The organism is Paraburkholderia translucens (genome assembly GCF_020881035.1).
Lineage (GTDB): Bacteria > Pseudomonadota > Gammaproteobacteria > Burkholderiales > Burkholderiaceae > Paraburkholderia > Paraburkholderia translucens.
Genome location: NZ_JAJITC010000004.1, coordinates 216,378 through 235,578 on the forward strand (window position 1 = coordinate 216,378; position 19,201 = coordinate 235,578).

The 19,201-nt window shown below is 58.4% G+C and carries 15 protein-coding genes; 8 read left to right on the forward strand and 7 right to left on the reverse strand.

Translation table 11 applies throughout. The features are described 5' to 3' along the window. Window positions 1-133 precede the first annotated feature (133 nt). A complete protein-coding gene (locus tag LJ655_RS08880; protein WP_230560879.1) occupies window positions 134-1,723 on the reverse strand; it encodes a DUF2357 domain-containing protein in 1,590 nt (529 codons plus the stop codon). Window positions 1,724-1,728: 5 nt separating this feature from the next. Continuing rightward, the gene (locus LJ655_RS08885) at window positions 1,729-3,996 is read right to left on the reverse strand and encodes an McrB family protein (RefSeq protein WP_230560880.1); all 2,268 of its coding nucleotides are present in this window, start codon (window positions 3,994-3,996) and stop codon (window positions 1,729-1,731) included. A gap of 53 nt (window positions 3,997-4,049) precedes the next feature. Here LJ655_RS08885 and LJ655_RS08890 point away from each other — a divergent pair, with 53 nt between their 5' ends. Then, the gene (locus tag LJ655_RS08890; RefSeq protein WP_230560881.1) at window positions 4,050-4,490 is read left to right on the forward strand and encodes a hypothetical protein; all 441 of its coding nucleotides are present in this window, start codon (window positions 4,050-4,052) and stop codon (window positions 4,488-4,490) included. 268 nt (window positions 4,491-4,758) lie between these two features. Here LJ655_RS08890 and LJ655_RS08895 read toward each other — a convergent pair whose 3' ends face one another. From LJ655_RS08895 to LJ655_RS08915, 5 genes are all read right to left on the reverse strand, one after another. Next, complete coding sequence (locus tag LJ655_RS08895) at window positions 4,759-7,458, reverse strand: UvrD-helicase domain-containing protein (RefSeq protein WP_230560882.1); 2,700 nt, start codon at window positions 7,456-7,458, stop codon at window positions 4,759-4,761. A gap of 235 nt (window positions 7,459-7,693) precedes the next feature. Continuing rightward, window positions 7,694-9,544 (reverse strand): TniQ family protein, encoded by a 1,851-nt coding sequence (locus tag LJ655_RS08900; protein WP_230560883.1) that lies wholly within the window; start codon window positions 9,542-9,544, stop codon window positions 7,694-7,696. Beyond that, window positions 9,541-10,527, reverse strand: a complete 987-nt coding sequence (locus LJ655_RS08905; RefSeq protein WP_230560884.1) for a TniB family NTP-binding protein — start codon at window positions 10,525-10,527, stop codon at window positions 9,541-9,543. Before LJ655_RS08905 ends, LJ655_RS08900 begins: the two co-directional genes overlap by 4 nt. Continuing rightward, window positions 10,524-12,554, reverse strand: a complete 2,031-nt coding sequence (locus LJ655_RS08910) for a transposase family protein (RefSeq protein WP_230560885.1) — start codon at window positions 12,552-12,554, stop codon at window positions 10,524-10,526. The genes LJ655_RS08905 and LJ655_RS08910 overlap by 4 nt, the downstream gene beginning before the upstream one ends. Then, a complete protein-coding gene (locus LJ655_RS08915) occupies window positions 12,554-13,327 on the reverse strand; it encodes a hypothetical protein (protein ID WP_230560886.1) in 774 nt (257 codons plus the stop codon). The genes LJ655_RS08910 and LJ655_RS08915 overlap by 1 nt, the downstream gene beginning before the upstream one ends. Window positions 13,328-13,770: 443 nt before the next feature. Here LJ655_RS08915 and LJ655_RS30330 point away from each other — a divergent pair, with 443 nt between their 5' ends. The 7 genes from LJ655_RS30330 to LJ655_RS08950 all read left to right on the forward strand — a co-directional run bounded on the left by LJ655_RS30330 (window position 13,771) and on the right by LJ655_RS08950 (window position 19,074). Next, window positions 13,771-14,283, forward strand: coding sequence for a DUF6471 domain-containing protein (locus LJ655_RS30330; RefSeq protein WP_425605785.1), 513 nt, complete (start codon window positions 13,771-13,773; stop codon window positions 14,281-14,283). Between the two features lie 371 nt (window positions 14,284-14,654). Then, a complete protein-coding gene (locus LJ655_RS08920; protein WP_230560887.1) occupies window positions 14,655-14,864 on the forward strand; it encodes a BPSL0761 family protein in 210 nt (69 codons plus the stop codon). Window positions 14,865-15,013: 149 nt separating this feature from the next. Next, complete coding sequence (locus LJ655_RS08925) at window positions 15,014-15,466, forward strand: hypothetical protein (protein ID WP_230560888.1); 453 nt, start codon at window positions 15,014-15,016, stop codon at window positions 15,464-15,466. Between the two features lie 637 nt (window positions 15,467-16,103). Then, on the forward strand, window positions 16,104-16,604 hold the full coding sequence (locus tag LJ655_RS08935; protein WP_230560890.1) for an HAD domain-containing protein: 501 nt from the start codon (window positions 16,104-16,106) through the stop codon (window positions 16,602-16,604). A 55-nt stretch (window positions 16,605-16,659) separates the two neighbouring features. Continuing rightward, complete coding sequence (locus LJ655_RS08940; protein WP_230560891.1) at window positions 16,660-16,839, forward strand: hypothetical protein; 180 nt, start codon at window positions 16,660-16,662, stop codon at window positions 16,837-16,839. Between the two features lie 594 nt (window positions 16,840-17,433). Beyond that, window positions 17,434-18,435, forward strand: a complete 1,002-nt coding sequence (locus LJ655_RS08945; RefSeq protein ID WP_230560892.1) for a hypothetical protein — start codon at window positions 17,434-17,436, stop codon at window positions 18,433-18,435. A gap of 219 nt (window positions 18,436-18,654) precedes the next feature. After that, the gene (locus LJ655_RS08950; protein WP_230560893.1) at window positions 18,655-19,074 is read left to right on the forward strand and encodes a hypothetical protein; all 420 of its coding nucleotides are present in this window, start codon (window positions 18,655-18,657) and stop codon (window positions 19,072-19,074) included. The last annotated feature ends 127 nt before the right edge of the window (window positions 19,075-19,201 follow it).

Consider the following 19,201-nt stretch of genomic DNA (forward strand, 5'->3'; position numbering starts at 1 on the left):
TTGTGAGGTTGTTGTTGTTCGAGAAAAACCCTACGTTGAATCCGATACGAATCCGATATGAAGCCGTTGTCTACGTAAGTTTGGCAATCTCACACGTCTTCGCCTGGCCATGCAGCCTTTTGCATCATTTTCTTCAATCTGGTTGCAGTTGCAGTGCGCCCGTGCCAGTGCCCCAGCTTGTAATCAGGTCGACACATCGCTTCACGCCCGCGTCCCCAGCAAGAAACTGACTAATCGTGCCCACGCCGTGTTCATGCAGGAAGGAATCGACATCCAGAGACGGAACGTCCGCCACGGCTGGCAATAACAGAGCACAGAAAGTTGGCCGATGATGATGAACACGCAGGGAATCGTGGTAGATGTGGGCCGATTCCATCGCCTCGAGTACGTTGTCGCGTTTGCGCCTGTATTTTGCGTCCAGGACCAGGAACTCGAATCGTGTGGGAGTTTGGATGGCGAGCACGATATCCGGTATGCGGAGACGCGACAGGCTCCAACCGGCACGATTTGACGAAGGAGCGCCCGCCGGAAAGTTCGCCTGAAAATGCGCTTCCAACCGGATTCCGTCTGTCAGTTCCAGGGAGTACGATTCGGCCGCCGAGACGATGCCGTTCCTGATGCTTTTCCACTGGGCCGGACCGAGTTTCTCAGCCAGTCTTGAAAGAAGGTGGACGAAGCTCCACGTCTCATAGACGCCCCAAGTTGGACTGACATGCAAGTGGTCCTGGTCGGAAGTACCTTCTACTCCACGAAGCAGCGCTCTGGTACCGTGCCTGTAAGCACTGCTGTAAGCCGGCTGAGCAGCAATCTGCGTGAGGCTTGCCGCCGAGGTCTCCAGACGGGAAACACTACGAAAGGGCTCGCGTGTGAGCAGACTGTTCGCCTCGCTGACCAGACGTTGCAGCAGGCGTTCTCTCCTTGGACGCCGGAGTGCCTGTTCTTCCGGGTTTCCGCCGAACTGCCCCTGGTAGACTGCGGCGAGCAAGTCTGTCGCTTGGGCCTTAACCTTGGTAACGAGCGCCTTAAGCGCCCGATTTGAGGGCGTATCGAAAGTCTGTACTGGTGTCGATGTTGCGACACGTATGGAATCCAGGGACGCAGACTCGATAGCATGCCCCGCCACAATGGCAGCAAGTCGCGGCTCACGCAGGGCAAGTGGATGAAGGCGCTTTGCCCGGGCGAGCGAGATAAGGCGGTCCGCCTGTAGAAGCGACCGGTGCGGTACGCGGCATATCGCGCGAGCCTCCCGAAGAAAAACCGGCGCGTACCGCTTTAGTCTCGTCAGTCGGACGAGGTTGTCGAGCGGGCTGATTGCTGGGTCATTCCCGAATGACATGGCGGCGCTAGTTTCACCGAGCAGGAGAGACGCCCGGAAGTCACGAATTTCGCGCACCATCGTCTCAAACTGCTCGTCGCCTGTCTTTTCTGATGACGGGCCGACCTGCGCGTAGTACACAGTATCGGCGTCCGGATGAATCGAGACGCCAATCTCCACGCGACCAGCGTAAAACGTCGGCGTCCATTCGTAGCGACCGTCTTTGTCCGCGCGAACTTCCACATCATCGACGAATAGCTGTGCCGTATAAACATCCAGGATTTCGAAGACGCACTTCTCGCACTCCCGCAGACCGGTAATGGTGTCGCCCGGATAGTATGTCGTCGGCGCGGCAGGCGAACCAACGAGGCGAACAAGTAACGGGGGCCCTGAGATATTGTCGTTCACTGAGTTTATCGCCAGAATCGCGCAGTTCCTGTTTCCTTCAGGTCCGCAACAAGGGCCGACACCTTTTCCGCGCAGCGTTTTAGGCCGTGCTCAAGCAGCGAGGTTCGGGCCGACTCGAGCGCAAGGTGGAACCGGTCCGTGCTTTCGCCGCGCAATTTGGGTAGTACTTTTGCGTAGACGACCGCGTCGAGTGCATCGACCTCTGTCGCTCCCGATTGAACGGCCAGCTGCAAATATCTCAGCACATCCTCAATCGTTCTCCAGCCGAAATGCAGGCGGACCGGTGCGAGGGCGGTGCTCAGGTCCCCGAGAAGCTTTTTGACGGATGCCTGCAAATCCGAAGTCAATTCAAAATTGTTCCAACCCGGGAACGCTTCGACGCTTATGTTCCAGAACTCCAGTGTGAACGCACGGTCCAGAACCTTGTCGGACAGACCGTGGGTTGTTTCGTCCATATTCAACGTACCGATGATGGCTAGATTGGAAGGATAGCGAACCCGGCGGGGGACGTCTGTGGCCTCCTCTGCCATGTCGTGCAGGTCAATCCAGCCCCGCGTTTCCATGGCCGACAGCAGGGGCGCGAGATACTGCTCCGGATGAGAAAGATTCATCTCGTCAAGAACCACTAAGTAGGGGCGCGCAGGGTCGTTTACTGCTCGCAACAGTAGTTCGAGGAATGGCGCCGAACAATATTGCTGATTTAATGGGCTTACATAACCGAAAAGCGGTGTCGGGTCGAACCAACCCGGTTGAACAGGAATCACACGTACCCGTTCGGTTTGACCATTCTCAATACCACAGAGGGCGACGCCATAGTTCCAGGCGAGTTGTGTCTTACCCGAGCCCGATATTCCGGTCAGCACCGCAAAGTGGCGCACGGGGTGAGACCACAATCCAACGTGAAGTTGACGAACAAGGTCACCGGGAAACAGCAGCTTGCCCCCATTGACGCTCTCCAGCCTTTTCGCAACCTCGGCGAACACTGGAACCGTTGCCGGGACATCGACATTGTCGAGAGTTAGCTGCGCGGGTACGGAGACTGTTGGCAAAGCTTCGGGAGTCCACGTGACCTTGTGCGCCCAGATTTTTCCGCGCTCTGTGAGCGAACACTTGCGCGCCGGGTCCAACTCAAGCACCGCGAGGCTATTGAGCCATGCAATAACCGCGCGCGGAATCGCATCGGAGGTCCAACCTGGATTCACCTGCTTCAGGGTCTCCACCAAGTCGACAAGCGGTCGTGGGCCGGCTTCGAGTGTCTTGATAACGTGGTCGACGCCGAGAATCCTGGTCAGGAGATGGTCTGCGAACTCATCCGGGTCCTGTGTGTCCAGGAGGTTCAATCCACGCGCGTTAAGGCGATACACCGCACCGTCGCGAACACACAGGTCAAACTCGCGGGTGACCGTAGTGATGACGGTGCTTACACTGCTATCCAGCAAGGTTGGATTGCTTCGTCGGACCTCGTCAGCAAGCTCCTCTCTGGTCAACCCGTCTTTCAGGACTTGAACGAATTCGAGGAGTGTTGCGAAGTACCCCTTGAGCGCGGTCAGCCCTTTCCGTCTGAGCGACGCAGGTAATGGTCGAAGTCCAACTGGCGTTGCGGAATCGGTGCCACCTGGCGATGGCTCGGCTTCCAATTCAGGTTCGTCGACAATATGTTCGTACAGGAACCACGGCAGGGAGAGTCGTTCGACTTCGGCGTCCGACCTGTTCGGGTCGACCGGGCCGAGGAGTGTTTCGAGTCGACGCTTGATGGCCATGTGAGCGTGGACGGCATGGTCACTTGCCGTACCGCCCATCGCGCGATGAAGGAACTTAAGTGCACCAACGTCGGCAAGTGTCGTAAAGTGCTGTGGAAATCGCGCGCACATTACGCGATTCAATTTCAGACGTGCGACGCGTCCGCACTTTTCCCCCAAACGACGTTCGAGCTCCTTGTACAGGGTGGTCAGATGAACCTCTACCTGAGCTTCGTCGTCCGGCAACACGTCACTAAACGCCTGGCTGAACCACTCGCGAAACTCCGGGTCATCGAGCGCCGGCCCTACTTTGACGCTACCCATCCCGGTAGCTGACACCGATTCATCGCTCCACAATTCTTCCAGAAAATCACGATTCGCAAAGTCAACGGAGGTCGCTGCCTTGACACGCGCAAGATGTTCACGAAGACGCGGGTACCAAGACTGCGCCGCGCCCGTCGACTCGGCGAGCGACGCCGTAATCGCTTCACCCAATGCTGCGTCGGACGTCAGGTCCTGGTTCTTGTCTTTCATGCTAAAAATCCTTTACGCGCAAGTTCTTTATGCCAAAAGCGAGCCGCTCGTGAATGGTATCAACGAAGAAGGCGGTTGCCCCGCCGGCGACGCGTGCGGTCGTGAAGACGGTGGCTGCAAAGAATGCTACTACGGGCAAAGCAGTTGCGGGCAAATGTCGATGCCAACGAGGCGGGAGAAGCCTCACTGGAGATGAGCACGTAACCGAGCGCGTGTTTCGCGTGTTGATTGATGACGCGGGACCTGCCTATCCACCGACATCGTCTGACGCCGTGCCTTCGCAAATTCCGCTGAGACCATGCGCTCGCGAACAGCAAACCTACGGTCAAGACGTGTTGAATCTCGTGCTTGCAAAAGGCTATCTTTCCAAGCTCCTCGAGAATCAGTCTGCACGACAATATGTTTCCCAACGTCATCCGGATTTGATGATGGAGTTCGAGTCCATCATTGCAGCAATTTCACTGGACCAGCAGCAATTCAGTCCAGCCCTCTAAACGACTGGCTTCAAACGCGGCGGAGAGACGTATTAACGATTTGCGCCACCGCGGGCCTCACTGCGGAGGCTGTTCCGACCGCTACTGGCATATGACTGTGCTCGGAGTCTTCCGGTCCACTGCGAGACAATGGGCCTTCGTGGCGGGCTGGCAGGCACGAGTAGTTATTGAGCGCCGTGACGTTGACGGTCGCGATACATCCGTCCAGACCGTGTGGCCGTAGATTTCGGTGACCCTTGAACGAATCACGAGCTGGAATCACGAAGCGTCAGTCCAACGGTTCTATCGTCCTAACGATAACGGCTCCTTCATCGACCAGTTCCCGCAGAAAAGAAGAGCGGTACCCAGCGACCGTGAACATTGCCACGGACCGACGGGCACGTGTTAGCGCTACGTAAAAGAGGCGTCGTTCCTCCGCGAAGGGGTATGGGTCGGTGCCTGGCATGGCCAGCGCAAGTACCGGGTCATCCTCTCGCGTGTTCGGAAAGCCCCGGCTGACCATGCCCGGCAGAATGACATAGTCGGCTTCAGCGCCCTTCGAGCTGTGCATGGTGAAAAACGACAATCCGATTTCCCCTCCGTACCGGGCCTGCCAGCCAGATGGGACTACCGAGTTGTCAGCGTTGTACCGGCCGAGAATAAATACAACGATTTTTCTGTCGCGTGCACGGGGAATACTTCCGTCGCGGATGCCACGATGCAGCTTCGCAAGATAATCGTCGACGGCATTCTGGACCTGGAATCGTGTCTTGACCTGGAAGGCCTCCAGCACTGGCCCGGTAGCAGGCGTCGATGACACGACGTTCTTTTTAATTTGCTGCGGGTTCTTCGTCACGAACCGGCTGGATACGTCGCACAGTGCCTGGGGGCATCGGTACGTCTGTTCGAGCCGGAGTACCTTGGAATGGCCAAACCATTTAGAGAAGCCACTCATCACGGACACGTCGGCACCTGCGAAGCGGTTGATAGACTGCCAGTCGTCGCCCACGCCAAAAAAATATCGGTGCCCAGGATGCAGCGGTGCTGCGAGGACATAGACGCTATCAAGTGTCGTCCCGAAAGTCATCTGCGCCCCATTCGGCCGGGCGTTCGCGAGAGCGCAGCAGAGTCGAGCCCGGGCGCGCGATGCATCCTGGAATTCGTCCGCCATGACAAGCCGGTACGGTGAGACGTATCGACCGCTTTCAACATGCTCAGCCGCGTGATTCAGCATGTCCTCGAAGTCGATTCCGTCCTCATCGGCCAATGCTGCATTCCAGGCTTCGAGAATCGGCTCGAAAAGGTCGAGGAACATTCGGTGCCGATGCTTAAAGGCATCTTTGGGCATACCGTCCAAGCGCTTACGCATGTCGTCGACGGACAGGCAGTTGCTCTTCGTGTGGACGATGAACGACCGGATGAGCCCAATCAGTAGAGCGCTATCAATTGGGGGCTGCCCATACTTCGGGACGGGACGGTCCGGGTTCGGGTCGAGGACAATCCCATGTGAAGTGAGGGCCTGCTCAAGGTTGCGCAGGGCTTCCCCAGTGCGAACCTGGTGAGATGTCGTCTCGATGAGCTGGGTACCACGGCGCTCGTGCTCTTCGCGTTTCCAGACTACGCCCGACATGTAGTTCTCGAAATGAGGTGGCGGTTCGCCGTTGGCGTCCAGAGCGAAGTGTTCGTGGTAGAGGCCGATGTCCGGATAGTAAAAGTCGGGCTTGTACTGGCGATGTTCTGCCGTTTTTGTGTTGTACTCGTAAGGTCTTTCGTAAACGTATCTGACACCCTGATAGAACAGCCAGTTTGCAATGAAGCATTCTTCTTGGCTGCGCACAAACTTTCCGTCGATGGTCTTAATTTTTGCGTTGCCATCCCGGTCGACGGCGTCCGGGGTTTCCTGCTCACCAAACTTCGGGAAGTCCCGGCCAAACACAATACGGAAGAGGTCCCAGTTCGTGCGGAATGTAGCCGACTGGTCTTTAAGACGGTCGACGATTTCCATCAATTTTTGTTGACCGACTCGTACGTCGATTGCCCAGTCAGGCACATCCGGCTTCTCATCCGTCGCTTTGCCGATGATACTGAGCCCTAGCGCGTGGAACGTCCGCGCCTCCACCATGACATCCCTCATACCCAGCCGGTCGAAGGATTGGCGAGCGCGGCCCTCAAGCTCGTCGGCAGCCTTCTTGTTAAAGGCCAGCAGAAGAACCAGGTCGGGACGCACGATATCGCGACGGATTGCATATGCTGCTTTTGCGACCATGGTCGATGTCTTCCCCGACCCGGCTGATGCAACAACCAGCACACGGTCCTCGAAACAGATGACGGCCCGCGCCTGCTCTTCTGTCAGCGGTTTGCTTTCGACCACGTCAAAAAGGTCCTTGCAGGCGACTAGCTCCCGCTGCGTGTGTTCTTCATTCTTCTGCTCCCAATAGGCTGGCCAGTCACGACGCCAGATTTTGAGCACTGATTCGACGTAGTCCGCTTCGCCGGGAAGTCTGGCACGAACCGAAGGGTCTCCGAATAGCCTCCAGAGTTCCTCATCGGAATAATTCGAGGTTGGTCGCCAGGACTCGAATACTGCTTGCCAGCTCTGGGGTATCCAGAGTCTTTCCCTCTCAAATTTGGCTAGTTGAGCGTCGCCCAGCTGCAGCCAGGCCAATATCTGGTTGTACGCGTGGTTGAATAAATATGAACGCTCGCACGCAGCAATTGACTGCTCAAGTTCCCGCGCCCGTTCATTCGGTAGTCCATCAATGCGGATTGCGTCTGGTTGTCCGGCCCGAAAGGTGATGTCTGCCCAAAACACGCCCCGCTTGATGTGCGGACGGCGCTTACCATCAAGGTCGAGTCTGATAGTCACCTTGCCACTTACGAAGAGAACGAGGGCGCCATCTATCAGGCGCAGAACCCAGTTTTTCGATTTCGTGAATATCTGGCCATAGTGGGAAGGTGCCCACTGCTTGTCTCTATTCGCGTTGGTCATTGATATTAACCGGCGTATGGGATGCCCGGTAGTTGAGCGGGCGACGCCGGTCTATCTCAAAAGAATACCAGCGTAGCGGGTTCAAATGGCAAACGGAAGCCGTGGGACCGGCGAAACTTAGGCCAAGCCGGTGAGCCAGGTTCTGGCACGTTTCGTAGGGCATCCACAGCTCGTCGTTAGTGAAACCGGCGACATACTGTCCGTCTTTCTGGCGCACCAGAACTTTCGGCTACTGTCAGTGCGCCAGCGATTCGGGAACGAACAAGTCGCGTCCGGCCTTCGCACCGATAACTGCGAGCCGACCCAAGTCTGCGAGACGAACAAGCCCGCCTCGGTTGGCGCCATCCGGGAGCTGCTTCGCGCCAACGATTTCGACGTCCGACAGCAAGCGCGACAACGCCGAGGCTTTCGTGTTCATTGCTTGAGCCAGGTCGGCAAGCGGGACATAGGTCTGCCGGAATGCGAGGAGTTGATGAGGCAACACGACCCTGCACTGCTGGCCACGCAGATGAATGGATTCAGACGCGAGCAGCCCTTCGCTCACCCAGTGCGCAATGGTTTCCCACTTTGAGCCGGTTGCCGTGGCGAGCTGCTGAATTGACATGCCAGCTTCCAGCAGCGGCGTGCCGAAATACTGCGACACGTCCGAGCGCAGAAAGCACATCTCACCGAGCGTTTTGCCTCGAACAACTGCTTTCACGCTACCGTTCACAATCGCCCGCATCAGTGACTCGATGGCCTGAAGGTCGCCCATGCGTCGGCTCGTGAATGACGACCAGGCCAGCGTCGCGGCGGCGTCCGGTGCTGAAGCTGGCTCCGCGAAATGCCAGACGCGCTCGTACATATCCCGAATGGACTTAAGCTCCACCGGGCCGCCTTTCATAAGGTCCTCCCGCCATCGGATATCTGACCGGATAACGCCGGCTGACTTCATGCGCTCCAGCACCGATGGTCGCACGCCCGCCAGTGCACAGGCTTCTGCATCGGTAATCCATTCAGCGCGCTGCTGCTGGATTCGCTCCACCTCGGCGCGAGGAATTTCGTAGACCCGGCCGCGCGTGCCGGTACGCCGTGTGCGGTGCTCGCATTCGCCAGCCTGAATGGAATCAATCAGGCGTGAGGCACTGACGCCGAAGGCCTTCGCGGCATCCGGTGCCCGCATGTACCCGGTGGAGTCTTCTGCTAGGTCCTTGGCCGAATCCAGGCCTAGAACGCAATCGGAGTTCCGTGCAGCGACGTCAATGATGATTTGGAGCAGGGGTTCGAGCGTCGTGCCCTGGCAGAGCTTGCGCAGGCTGATGTACCAGTCGCCGAGTAACGTGTTGAGAGTGCGGGCATCCTTGCGGCCCGCGGCTATGCGCTGCTCGACGTGACTCTGAAAGCCCGTTGGCCAGTTGGATAGCAAGGCTTCGAGCGGCGAGAGAAACTCCACCGATTCGGTGATGGATTTCGGCAATGCCGCACCGCGCGGCAACCCGGCGCGTGTCGGGTCCGCGTACTGGCAGAGCGTGCGGATGACTTTCACCAGCACGTCGATGTCCATGCCCTGGACGTGCGGCTTCATGCTGCCAGAATCCTGACCGTCGCTCGCAATCAGCGTCGACAGCCACTGCTGCGCCGGGGTCGCCGGCGCGGCTGGCAGGCTGCTCAGGTCATGACCGCACGAGCACAATCCAATGTAGAGGCGCTCCGGCGAGAGGTGCTTCCCGCAGGCATTGCATCGGTCCACGTGCAGGATTCGGTGTTTCGGACATGCCGTGACATAGGCGTGTTCCCAGTGGTGCCGAAGGTGAGGCGACTCGGCCAGGCACGCAGGACACACAGCGTCAGACTGCACTCGATGTAGACGTCCCCAATCCCGGCAGAGGTTTTCTTGCCGTCGGGCAAATTCGGTCCATGCCGTTTCGAGGCCGAGGTTACGGGCTACGTCGTCCGTGCGTGCAAGCAAGGCACGGCGATTTCGCTCGACACCAGCCGTACTGGCCAGGTTGCGCCAGCTGAAAAGTGCATTGTCTGCTGCAAGGCGTCGGTAGTAACCCAGTCCGGACTCGTCGTCCCTGGGCGCGTAGGTGAGAACTAGGGTCATTGTTTGTCTCCGGACTTTTTACGAACAGGCACGGACGCCGCGTTACTGGTCAGGACATGCACGTATGCCTGTTTCAGCGCCGCCGGCTCCACACTTGCGTCGGCGTCACCAGAGTCCTGGAAAGCCAGTCTGTGCGGTGACCCCGCGTGGCTGACGTATTCGGTCGCCTTCTGGCAGTCTGCGTATGTAATGGCGCGCGGTGCTTCGTTCGCCATTAAACTCGCCAGCTCGCGCATGAAGTCGGCGAGCACCCCAACCAGGCCGCCGGTAAGTAGATAGCTTTGCTGTGTCAGCACGCGCGAGGGCACGTCAATGGGATAGCCCACCGCCGAGAACAGGCGTGCATAATTCACGACGCACGCGACGTAGGCTGTCATTTGGTCAGCAATGGTTGCGTCGTACGGCAGGAAGTTGAGCGCAGGACAAGCACGTCGACGCAGCTGTTCATTCGCCGAAAAAAGTCGTTCCAGTCGGGGGATGCCAAAGAGAATCAGTGTTATGTCGAGTGCGTCGGCCAGAGCCTTGAGCCAGTCACTGGCTGCGCGCGGAGGCACCCGCGACCCTTCATCAACCAGGTGCGATACTTCGTCAAAAATCACGACACGTGTACCAGCCAGGCGAAGCTGCGTCACCATCAAGTCGAACATGGTGCCCGCCGTCATGTTGCCGGGAACCTGGATACCCAACGCACGCAGGACACTTTTGGGCAAGAGTTTGGCCGTTGCGGATTGAGGCACCTCAACAACCAGCACGGGCACATGGCGCCGACCGTCGATGCGGATTTCAGGGTAGTCACGTGACAGTTTGGCGATAAGCGACGACTTGCCCACACCGCTCGGACCAGGAACTCGAATGATTTTTGGCGCAAAACCCATGAGGGCGTCATCGATACGCCGTTTGAGCGCAGTGAGGTGCTCCACGAACATTTTGTGAGGAAGCTCGCACGTCTCGATGTCGCGGCGCAATTGTTGGGCTGGCGTCACAGCAGTTTTTCTCCGGTGTTTCTGTTCACGATGTCCATTGGAGGCGCGTCGTCGTATGAGATGGTTTCTGACTGAAGTTCTTCCGCTTGCCCCGACGGATTGGGTGAAGCTGCAGGCCCAAACGGCACACCCGCCGATAGCGGCTGGTCAACGGCACGCTGAACCGCCGAGTTATTTTTTGCGCGTCGCACGGTTTCCTTGCTTTCCTCCCGCTTGCTGCGCGACCTGGTTTTGCGAGGCTTGCCGTTTCCGGTTACCGCATCGTCAAGGTCCTGCTCGAACTGCGCCTTCTCAGCGGGAACTGTCCAGTCATCCATACCTGCATCAAATCGTTCCTTGGCTTCCTTGAAGGTCCACGCGGGCGTTTCCGGACGGACGTGTTCGTGCGTGAGCGTGACGAGCGGCAGGTCATCGCCTTCGAACACATACACCTGCCGGAAGTCATCGGGATTGAACACAACGTGAAGCCGCGCCTGTTCACCATATTTGGCGAGCAGGTACGACATTGCCTCGCCGCGGTAACGGAATCCGTGCTCAAGCGTGACGCCAGTTTTGGCACTCAGCGCACACATCTTGTGTTCGAAGAGCGCCGCCACCCACTCGTGACGCGGTGGCGGCATGGAAATGGGATACCCCATCTCCTCTGTCAACCACGTCAGACGCTCAAGCGGCGTTTTGCCCTTCACCGAGTCCATCAGCAGTTCGTCCCAGCGTAGTCGGTCTAGCGGACTGTTAACCCAGTCTTCGTACAGCCACCGCACAATCCAGCGCTCCAACTCTTCGATGGTCATCAACTCGTCATTCAGCGCTTCCGGGTCGCGAATGCCATCTTTTCCTTCGAAGCGTGTGCAACCCGGAAGTCGCTGCAACGCTTCCTTGAGCGACCTGTTCAGGCGCTCGATAAATGGCTTGCCCTGAGCTTCCTTCGCCTTACAGTGCTTGACGTCTATCGCCAAAATTTCGAGACGAACGATTCTCGGTCCTTTAACCTCAGGGCCGTTGTCGAAAATCACCTGGGCAGGCGTACCGTAAATATTCAGTGAATGTGCGATGCCCAGTTTTTCGAAACGGGCCGCCTTGTCGGGCGTCAGATACATTTCGAGACACCGCAGCGAATCCATTTCCCCCGGCGAACCGATGACGAGATGCCATCCCGCCGGGTACCCCGTGCAGACATCAATCGCATGAACCAAATAGACGTTGCGTGCGATACCGTGGGGTGTTTTGACGACGAAAGGCAAGTGCAGCGCGTCCTGCTCGATACGCGCGAATGGGAACGGCGCCCGGATTCGTTTCTTGACGTAGGATTTACCGGCAACCCGTTCGAGCGGGTCCATCCGGTCGTATTCGTCATCAACGGTCTGCGTGTCGATGATTTTCTGCACGAATTTTTGGCTGATTGCATTTGTGGCGACGTGCAGTCCACGGCGACGCGCCTCACGATTGACGTAGTCAGTCACATCCAGGACTGTCCATTTGGAGCCTGGAACCAGATACTCGTCGTTGACGACGGCCTCAACGAATTCGACTAGGTCTTTCGAATATCGCGCCGTGTCGTTGCCCTTGTTCTTGCTTCCGTTGAGAACAGGAAGGCCTAACAGCTGTTTCTTGTGAGCCCGGTACAGGGCCGCGCGGGATGGAAATGGACGGACCAGCATTTGCCCTACGCGCTCCCGGGCATAGGCGTCGCGAGCCAGAGGAATGGCTGCATCAAACGAAATACCGCGTTGCTTACGGATTTCATCAATGCGCCGAAGGGCGTTGGTCAGCTCGCGGACATGAGCGTGCAGCACCGGATTGTCGTACTGCGCAGCGATACTGACGCGCGGCATCCCTTTTCGATACAGAATCAGGCTGGCGTCTGAAATTGCAGCCCGGATGCGGGCTTCAGCGACGAACCTGGCCTCGTGGTTTTCGGCATCGAAGACGTGGACGGAACCGGCATGCAGACGGCTGTCCAGCACCTCGAGGTAGCTCTCCGGTTTACCGGGCGCCATCAGCTTGTCGCCGGCTTGAAGGTTGGACATCACGGCTGCAGTTCCTCAATCAGAAAGAGGTGGCTAAGGTCACCGTAGGCGGCTGAAAGCTCGAGCGTGGCGCATATGTGGTGGTGTGCGACGTCTGCCTGCAGCACGCCAGTTGCGAGCAAGGTCGGAATCAGGCCGGTCGGAATTTGGAGTTCGATACACAGAGCACGCTGCAGCACTCGGCCCGACGCGCAGTAGCGCTCGACCTGCTCGACGATGTCTGGCGTCAGACATTCTTTCGCGCGCAATATCGCCGGCTTCAGCAACTGCACATTAACGAGCACAGGATGCCGCTCGTTCGAAGGCACAACCACGGTGGATAGCGGATAGCAGTTCGCCTCCATGATTTCCCGAGCCCGCTCAAGCTTGGCCCAGTACCTGTCATCGCCTTCGAAGCCCTGGAGCTTGACCTCATACGCGCGCTGCAAGCCATCGGTTTGAACGGTTGCGAAGTCTGGTGTGTACTCCAAATCGCCGGTGCGACCACCGCGTATCCTGCGAGCTTCGGACACGTCCTCGTGCGTGAACAACAGCCGCTCGCCGACCAGGTCGACCGTGAACGGTTGCTGCTTGAGGGAACGCACGCGTGGGTCGATGGTCAGCAACTGCGCGACGAGTCGCTCGGCGTCGGACTCGACCACCAGATGACCGCCTGCTTTCTCGCTGTATGTGCCGAAGCGCGCCTTGCCGTAGGTTGAGGCAGTGCCGCGGATGCCGGAGTCGACGGCACTCCGGCGGCCGCGGCGACCATAGGATGGGGATGTGCGGCTCATCGCGCACCTCCGGACGGGGTGGGGCGGCCTGGAATTGCCAGCCCGTTGGGTGCCCGAATGGCCTGGCAATGGTGCGCATTTCTATCAAGACGGTTGGTCATCGAGTCCTCGCAAGAATTTTGTTCGCGAGGCGTATAGGCACAGCTCCCTTTAGCTAAAATTTAGATACAGTCATGCATTGAGACGTGTTTGAACATGTCTTTTCGTCGCCTGCGATTGCGCGGACCACGTTCTCCATCAGGCGTACGGCGTGTCTGTTGCTAGACCTGTAGCTGGCCGCTGGCATTCACTCTCATATCGTCGAACGGAAAGTGCGTTGCCAACGAACGAGGACCTGTCGGGTCGGAGGCTTGAACATCTCGCCTTTCAAGCCCGCACAAGATAGAGACTTTTGTATCACTTTATCGTAGCCCAATCAGCAAAGAATTCAAGGACTGCCCTTCGTGGAGGCTTCAACCCCCTGGACCCGTCTGGCAACGCGCGTGCTGCGTGTTGCGCTTGCGCGCAAGGACCTGACGTACGCGCAACTTGCAACGTCCTTGGTCGGCCTCGGGCACACTGAAACCGAGCGCTCGCTTATTCTCAAGGTGACTCGCGGTACCGCGAAGCTTGAGTTGCTACTTCACATCATCGATATCTCCTCAGCTCGACCGCCCGCCCTTTGGTCGGTAGCCATGCGCACAGAGAGGCACTGGGGGCGACGGGCTGCTGCGGTCCTGTCCGCCGAGTTGGGCCAGCAACCTTGGGTTACTCCCGACGAACTAGCGCAGCGCCTCCGCCGGTTTGGCAACGGCATCTCAGAGAAGACTCTCGTGACTCACATCTCTGATGGCTCACTATCCCTCGCTCTTGCGCTGCAGTGTCTGGCTGCGCTCGGGAGCACAAGCCTCGAGCGCTATATCGACGCAGAGGACCTGATTGAGGCGGGACGGGCAAGCGTGCCCCAAATCCGCTAGCCGGTGCAGCCCTAATTTTTCTTCTTGCGGCTCCCCGCTGTTGACCTAGAATAGAAGTGAAACTTTTATTTCACTTATGTCCGGGCGTTTTCCCCCGGGGAAATCACTTGCATTTGCATCGACGTCGGCACCACCAGCGCGTCGAGGGGTGAGAAGTGGAAGTTGCCGGGTGTCCGCAAGCGCCCAATGCCGATGGCGCCCCCGCGGGCAAATGCCGCAAGGCTCGCTGAGACGAGTCCTATGCGGATTTGGGGAACCTTCGGCTGCGCGACGGGAACCGCGGTCCTCGCGTCCAGAGAGCCACGAGGTGGCAGAGGACATGCTCGACTGTACGGAAAGGTGCGACGAGGCTGCACCACTGGAGAGCGACCATGACCACCCCCGTTGAGCGCACCAAGGCCGTCATTGACACGCGGGAATTCCTGAATACGCTTGCTGAAGCGGGCGAAATCTCGGTGAAGGGGCTCGTGCAGACGAGGGCCGAGCATCTTCTTCGGCACTACCCGCTCGATGTCGACCTTGGCGTCTCGTCGGCCGCCTTGCCTGATGTATGGGCACCTCCACCGCACGTCAAGCCGTGAAGACGCCTACCAATGGGCAAGGATGGTGAACCAATGGTGGCAGCGATGGCTTGATTACACGGGGCGTAGTGGCGACAAGAACGTGCGGAAGCTCTTCGCCGCGGGATTGGCCCGCCTTCACGAAGCTGCGGCTCGACTGTGGAAAGACTGTGGAATTCTCCCATGCTCTGAGTCTCCTCGGCCTCCTGGCCGCATGCGCAGTCACTGGCTATCTGATTGGTCGACTGATACGGGAGCGGCCTAGCGAGGTCGAGCGGCGGAGACCGCGCATTGTGGCAAGCACGGCGTATCTACGAGACGCTCTCAACGGGAACCTGTCGACGCACAGCCGCTTCAAGTGCTGTTTCGACTGCGTCTATCTTTGCTGCGCGGAGGTCGCCGAAGTGCAAGGATGTCACATCGAAGACTTGTGTCATCCGACGCCTGAGGTCATCGCAATCGGCCTGTCGGCTATCAAGGGAAGTGGTGAACAGTTGCGAACGGCCGAGTTGCTTGCGGCATGGGTTATCGCTGCGAGCCCCGAGCTGCCAGCAGTGCCAATCAAGACCGCCTGCACGCTTGCGAAGAGCATCCGCAGGAAGACCATTGTCGAGCTGTCGTAGCAGCCTCACTGCATCGAGCGAAAGGGAGCGCAGCATGCTTCGCATCACCGTAGAGCTTTGGCCCGGCGGCCACGAACAACGAAGGAGGACCATTGCGACCGCCAGCATCGGCAGGGTCCATGACGGCGCGTTCGCCGACTACCAGGCCACCCTGAGTGAGGAACTCCTCGGGGAGGTTGGCGACGTCGCGCTCGTTCGCGGGTACCCCAGATGGTCGGCCAGCGTTTGGGACCTCGTCGCACGCGGCATTGCTGTTGCACTAAATAATGGAGCGGAGGTGCTGCCGGCGCGACCTACGCTTCCAGTGGTACAAGTGCACGTGAGCGGCGACGGGGTCCGTTACGTGTGGCTAGGTGAAATACCGGAGCCCGCCGGAACCTTCTTCCGCCACAGACTATATGGCTCGACCGACCCCCAACCCGGCTGCGCCTATCCTCACGACCGGGAGCACTTCCTAGGCGGCGGTCGCTAAGGCTGAATCATGCGCCCAGCTGTCAATCCCGGAACGGCAAAGGCTGTCGCGGGTTCCGAGACTTTTCACGGTCCCAGCTCATGCGCTGAACGGGATTGCCAAGAAACTAGCGCGCGGTCTGCGGCGGCATCAGTCCGGAGGGCGATACAGTTCAGGGAGATGACGATGACGTACGAGTTTGAACGGGACCTATCCTCATTCGTTCCAACGCTCTTCTTGAGTTTTGGGGGCGTACTCCACATTGGTCACGGCCTTGTAGACGACGAAGGTATTGTGACACTGGATTCAGGTCACACGCCGCTGGAATTCGCCTTTTTCCTCGAGGACATCATCGCACCTTGGCCTCAGGTACAAATCATCCTCACGACTACCTTGCTGCGCACCTTAGGCGCTGAAAAGACAATTGCACTGTTACCAGACGAACTGCGGCAAAGGGTCGTGGATACGACGCGCTCCCGCATGGTCGAGAACATTAAGTCCAAGACGTTGTCCACCATCGTCTACTCAACGGAGCGTCGTCTCACAAATTGGCTAGCGGTGGATGACGGAGCGTGGACGGTGCCCCGCTATGCAGAGCATTACCTGTGCACAGATTCAGAAGCCGCACTCGACGACTCCATCATGCGCAGACGGCTGCGAATTTGGCTGGAGCACGCGTGCGAATAGTGACCGCCTGCAATCTTGGCTGGTTGTGGCGGCCATATAGGAAGGAGGCGCAATTGTGAAAGTGAGGGACGTGCTGCGCTGTCTGCAAGACGCCTACCTCGACGCGGTTGCCCTTTACCTAGCGCCGAATTCCGATGTCAGCGATGCAGAAGAGGTCAACAACGTGCTCATCGCAGAAGACGCCTGGATATGTGAGCGCCGCCCGTCGGCCGACGGGAGTTTTTCGAGCGTCTAAGGCGACGACGACTTGTGCTCAACGGCGAGCTTTTATCAACCGAAAGGTTTTGCGGGAAGGCCTGCATCTCGCGTAGGCGCCTACTGTACTTGCTGCGGCACGGCGAGTTATTTTCAATGCCGATTGGCGACAAACACTACTTTCCCGCAGTCCTTGCAGGCAGGTCGCTCGACCGTCAACGGCGGCCCGCAGTGATGCGTCAAGTGAGAGTTGAATCGTGATATTGGAGGCGCCATGGCTATCTGGCGAGCAGCGCCCGTCAGCGTGGAACCGGAAATCGACCTTGCTTTGTGGTCAATCTGGCGTACTGGAGATGAGTTCCATCTGGTTGGGATTAGGCCCAACACCATGACGGGCCGAGTTTCCTCCGCGGTTAGGTCGTTTGATACGGTGTCCCGCACTGCCGTAACCGAAACTGGTCGCACGTACCGACTCGTCGGCCCTGCCGGGCATCATGAGGACGCCTCCTATGTCTGGCGGACATGGTGCGCTATGTACCGTGTACCAGGAGCCATCGAGGTGACAGAGAGTGTGCTCGTCTCGACGAAAGGTTGCGTTGAAACTACATCCTGTCTTCAAAACTGGGAGCTTTCGATGGCTAGAACCGGTTGGGACATTGCGATGCGCAACGTCGACGCAGAACTCGACCTCCCGAAATTCGAAGCATCGGCGCTTGTGCGCAAAATCGCCGCGAACGGATTCCGACTACCGACAGCGGACCGCGCTAGGTTCCAAAAGCTCCCCGATGAGGTGATTGCTCGTTTAGAAGGCATTGTCCTCGAGGCGTACCTCGAGGCCGGAGAAGACGTCGGCGAGGAAATCCTGCGTGAGAACCTTTGGCAGCAGGCCTTGATTTCTCGGCGCGAGATGATTGCGAATGGCGACCTGATTACAGAGGCCGATTTCCGCCAACGTCTCGACTTGAGCCTACGTCGTCTCGGCAAATTGCTCGCAGAAGGCAGCGTCTTCGCTATTGAGGTCGACGACTTGCAGTACTACCCCGCATTGCTTGCAGACCCCAATGTTGACCGCAAAAGATTGCAGGCAATCTGCAGAATCATCGTTCCTGCTCCGCCTGGGGCTCGGCTAGATTTTTTGTCGTCGAGGCGTGGGAGCCTTGGTGACCGCCGTCCGCTCGACATGCTCGAGAGCGACGATGATTTCAATTTGCTCAGTCGTCTAGCTGAGGCTTGGGCCGCAGAGTGGTCGCGCACTTCCGTCAAGATGTACGAAGGCGAACACGAAACCGAGCCAAAAGATGTTGACCCGCTGTACACGGCGCTAGCGGAAATCGACCCCCGTCGGCCGTTATGGGAACGCGCGTCAGAGGCGCTCCACGTGCACGGATACCAATGGCCACTTGGCCCGTACCCCGATTTTCGGCAATTTACGCTTTTTGTTGAGCGACAAACAGCTGGAGATGCTACGCCGACACCAGAGGCTTGCGTGCAAATCCTCGTAGATGGTGAGTACATTCGCGTCCGCATCGTAGCTGCTCCCGGGACCGCGCTCGACTCGGAGACGGTCCCGGCCGACAAGCACAAGACCTTTCTTGACGTGGCGAAGCAAGTCATCGCCCATCTTTGGAAGCGCTAATGGTCGTCCAGCGGCCAAATTGGTGCCGATAGACACGGTCCCTCAAGGGAAGCGCATTGGCGTGGCAAAAGATGTGTTCGATGTGCCGGATACCATCGACGCGCACAACGACGAGGTGGCTCGGTTGTTCACGAGTCGGGAGCAGTCTTGAAAGGCGTATCGCACTGCGCTGCGAATTGCAGTCAACGTGGCCGACGAGTACCGGCCGAGGAACCAATCATGGCAAACGACGATGCCCCCTTGCTAACAGTGTCGGTGTACGACGGCGATTTTTTCGGAGACTTAACAACGCTTGCGCAAATATGCGTTCTTGAGGGCAGTATCGCGCCGTATAGCGGAGCGCTTTTTTCCCCGCTCGAGGAGTCACTGAGGCTGCTGGAGATGTGTGCGGCCGAGCGGGACACGCCGCGTCCGCGCGGCGACTGTTTCACCGTTTTTATCGGTCGCAAAGGCAGCTCGAAATCCGAGGTCAAGCCGTTGGTACGGCTGGACGTGTATGCGCACAACGGCCTCGCCGTAGCGAGCGTCGTCAGCCGGAAGCCCAGATGGGATACCGAGCGCGTTAGCTACGCGCCCGACGATGATGCTGTGGCGATTGTGTGCAAAATCCTGCGAGCCAACCTGAGTGGCGCGCGATAATTTGTGAGGCATGTAGATGCCACAAGACCCACGCAATTTGCCCCAACTACCCGGAACGACCGTGTTGGTGCACGCCGGGGCATATCTTGCGCACGACCTTGCGACGTCGATGCCTCTTGTGTGCACA

Excerpts from the sequence above, each read along its gene's own strand:
- LJ655_RS08885 (WP_230560880.1), bottom strand. The coding sequence starts at position 3,996 with ATGAAAGACAAGAACCAGGACCTGACGTCCGACGCAGCATTGGGTGAA.
- LJ655_RS08890 (WP_230560881.1), top strand. The coding sequence starts at position 4,050 with ATGGTATCAACGAAGAAGGCGGTTGCCCCGCCGGCGACGCGTGCGGTC.
- LJ655_RS08895 (WP_230560882.1), bottom strand. The coding sequence starts at position 7,458 with ATGACCAACGCGAATAGAGACAAGCAGTGGGCACCTTCCCACTATGGC.
- LJ655_RS08900 (WP_230560883.1), bottom strand. The coding sequence starts at position 9,544 with ATGACCCTAGTTCTCACCTACGCGCCCAGGGACGACGAGTCCGGACTG.
- LJ655_RS08910 (WP_230560885.1), bottom strand. The coding sequence starts at position 12,554 with ATGTCCAACCTTCAAGCCGGCGACAAGCTGATGGCGCCCGGTAAACCG.
- LJ655_RS08915 (WP_230560886.1), bottom strand. The coding sequence starts at position 13,327 with ATGAGCCGCACATCCCCATCCTATGGTCGCCGCGGCCGCCGGAGTGCC.
- LJ655_RS08920 (WP_230560887.1), top strand. The coding sequence starts at position 14,655 with ATGACCACCCCCGTTGAGCGCACCAAGGCCGTCATTGACACGCGGGAA.
- LJ655_RS08935 (WP_230560890.1), top strand. The coding sequence starts at position 16,104 with ATGACGTACGAGTTTGAACGGGACCTATCCTCATTCGTTCCAACGCTC.
- LJ655_RS08945 (WP_230560892.1), top strand. The coding sequence starts at position 17,434 with ATGGCTAGAACCGGTTGGGACATTGCGATGCGCAACGTCGACGCAGAA.
- LJ655_RS08950 (WP_230560893.1), top strand. The coding sequence starts at position 18,655 with ATGGCAAACGACGATGCCCCCTTGCTAACAGTGTCGGTGTACGACGGC.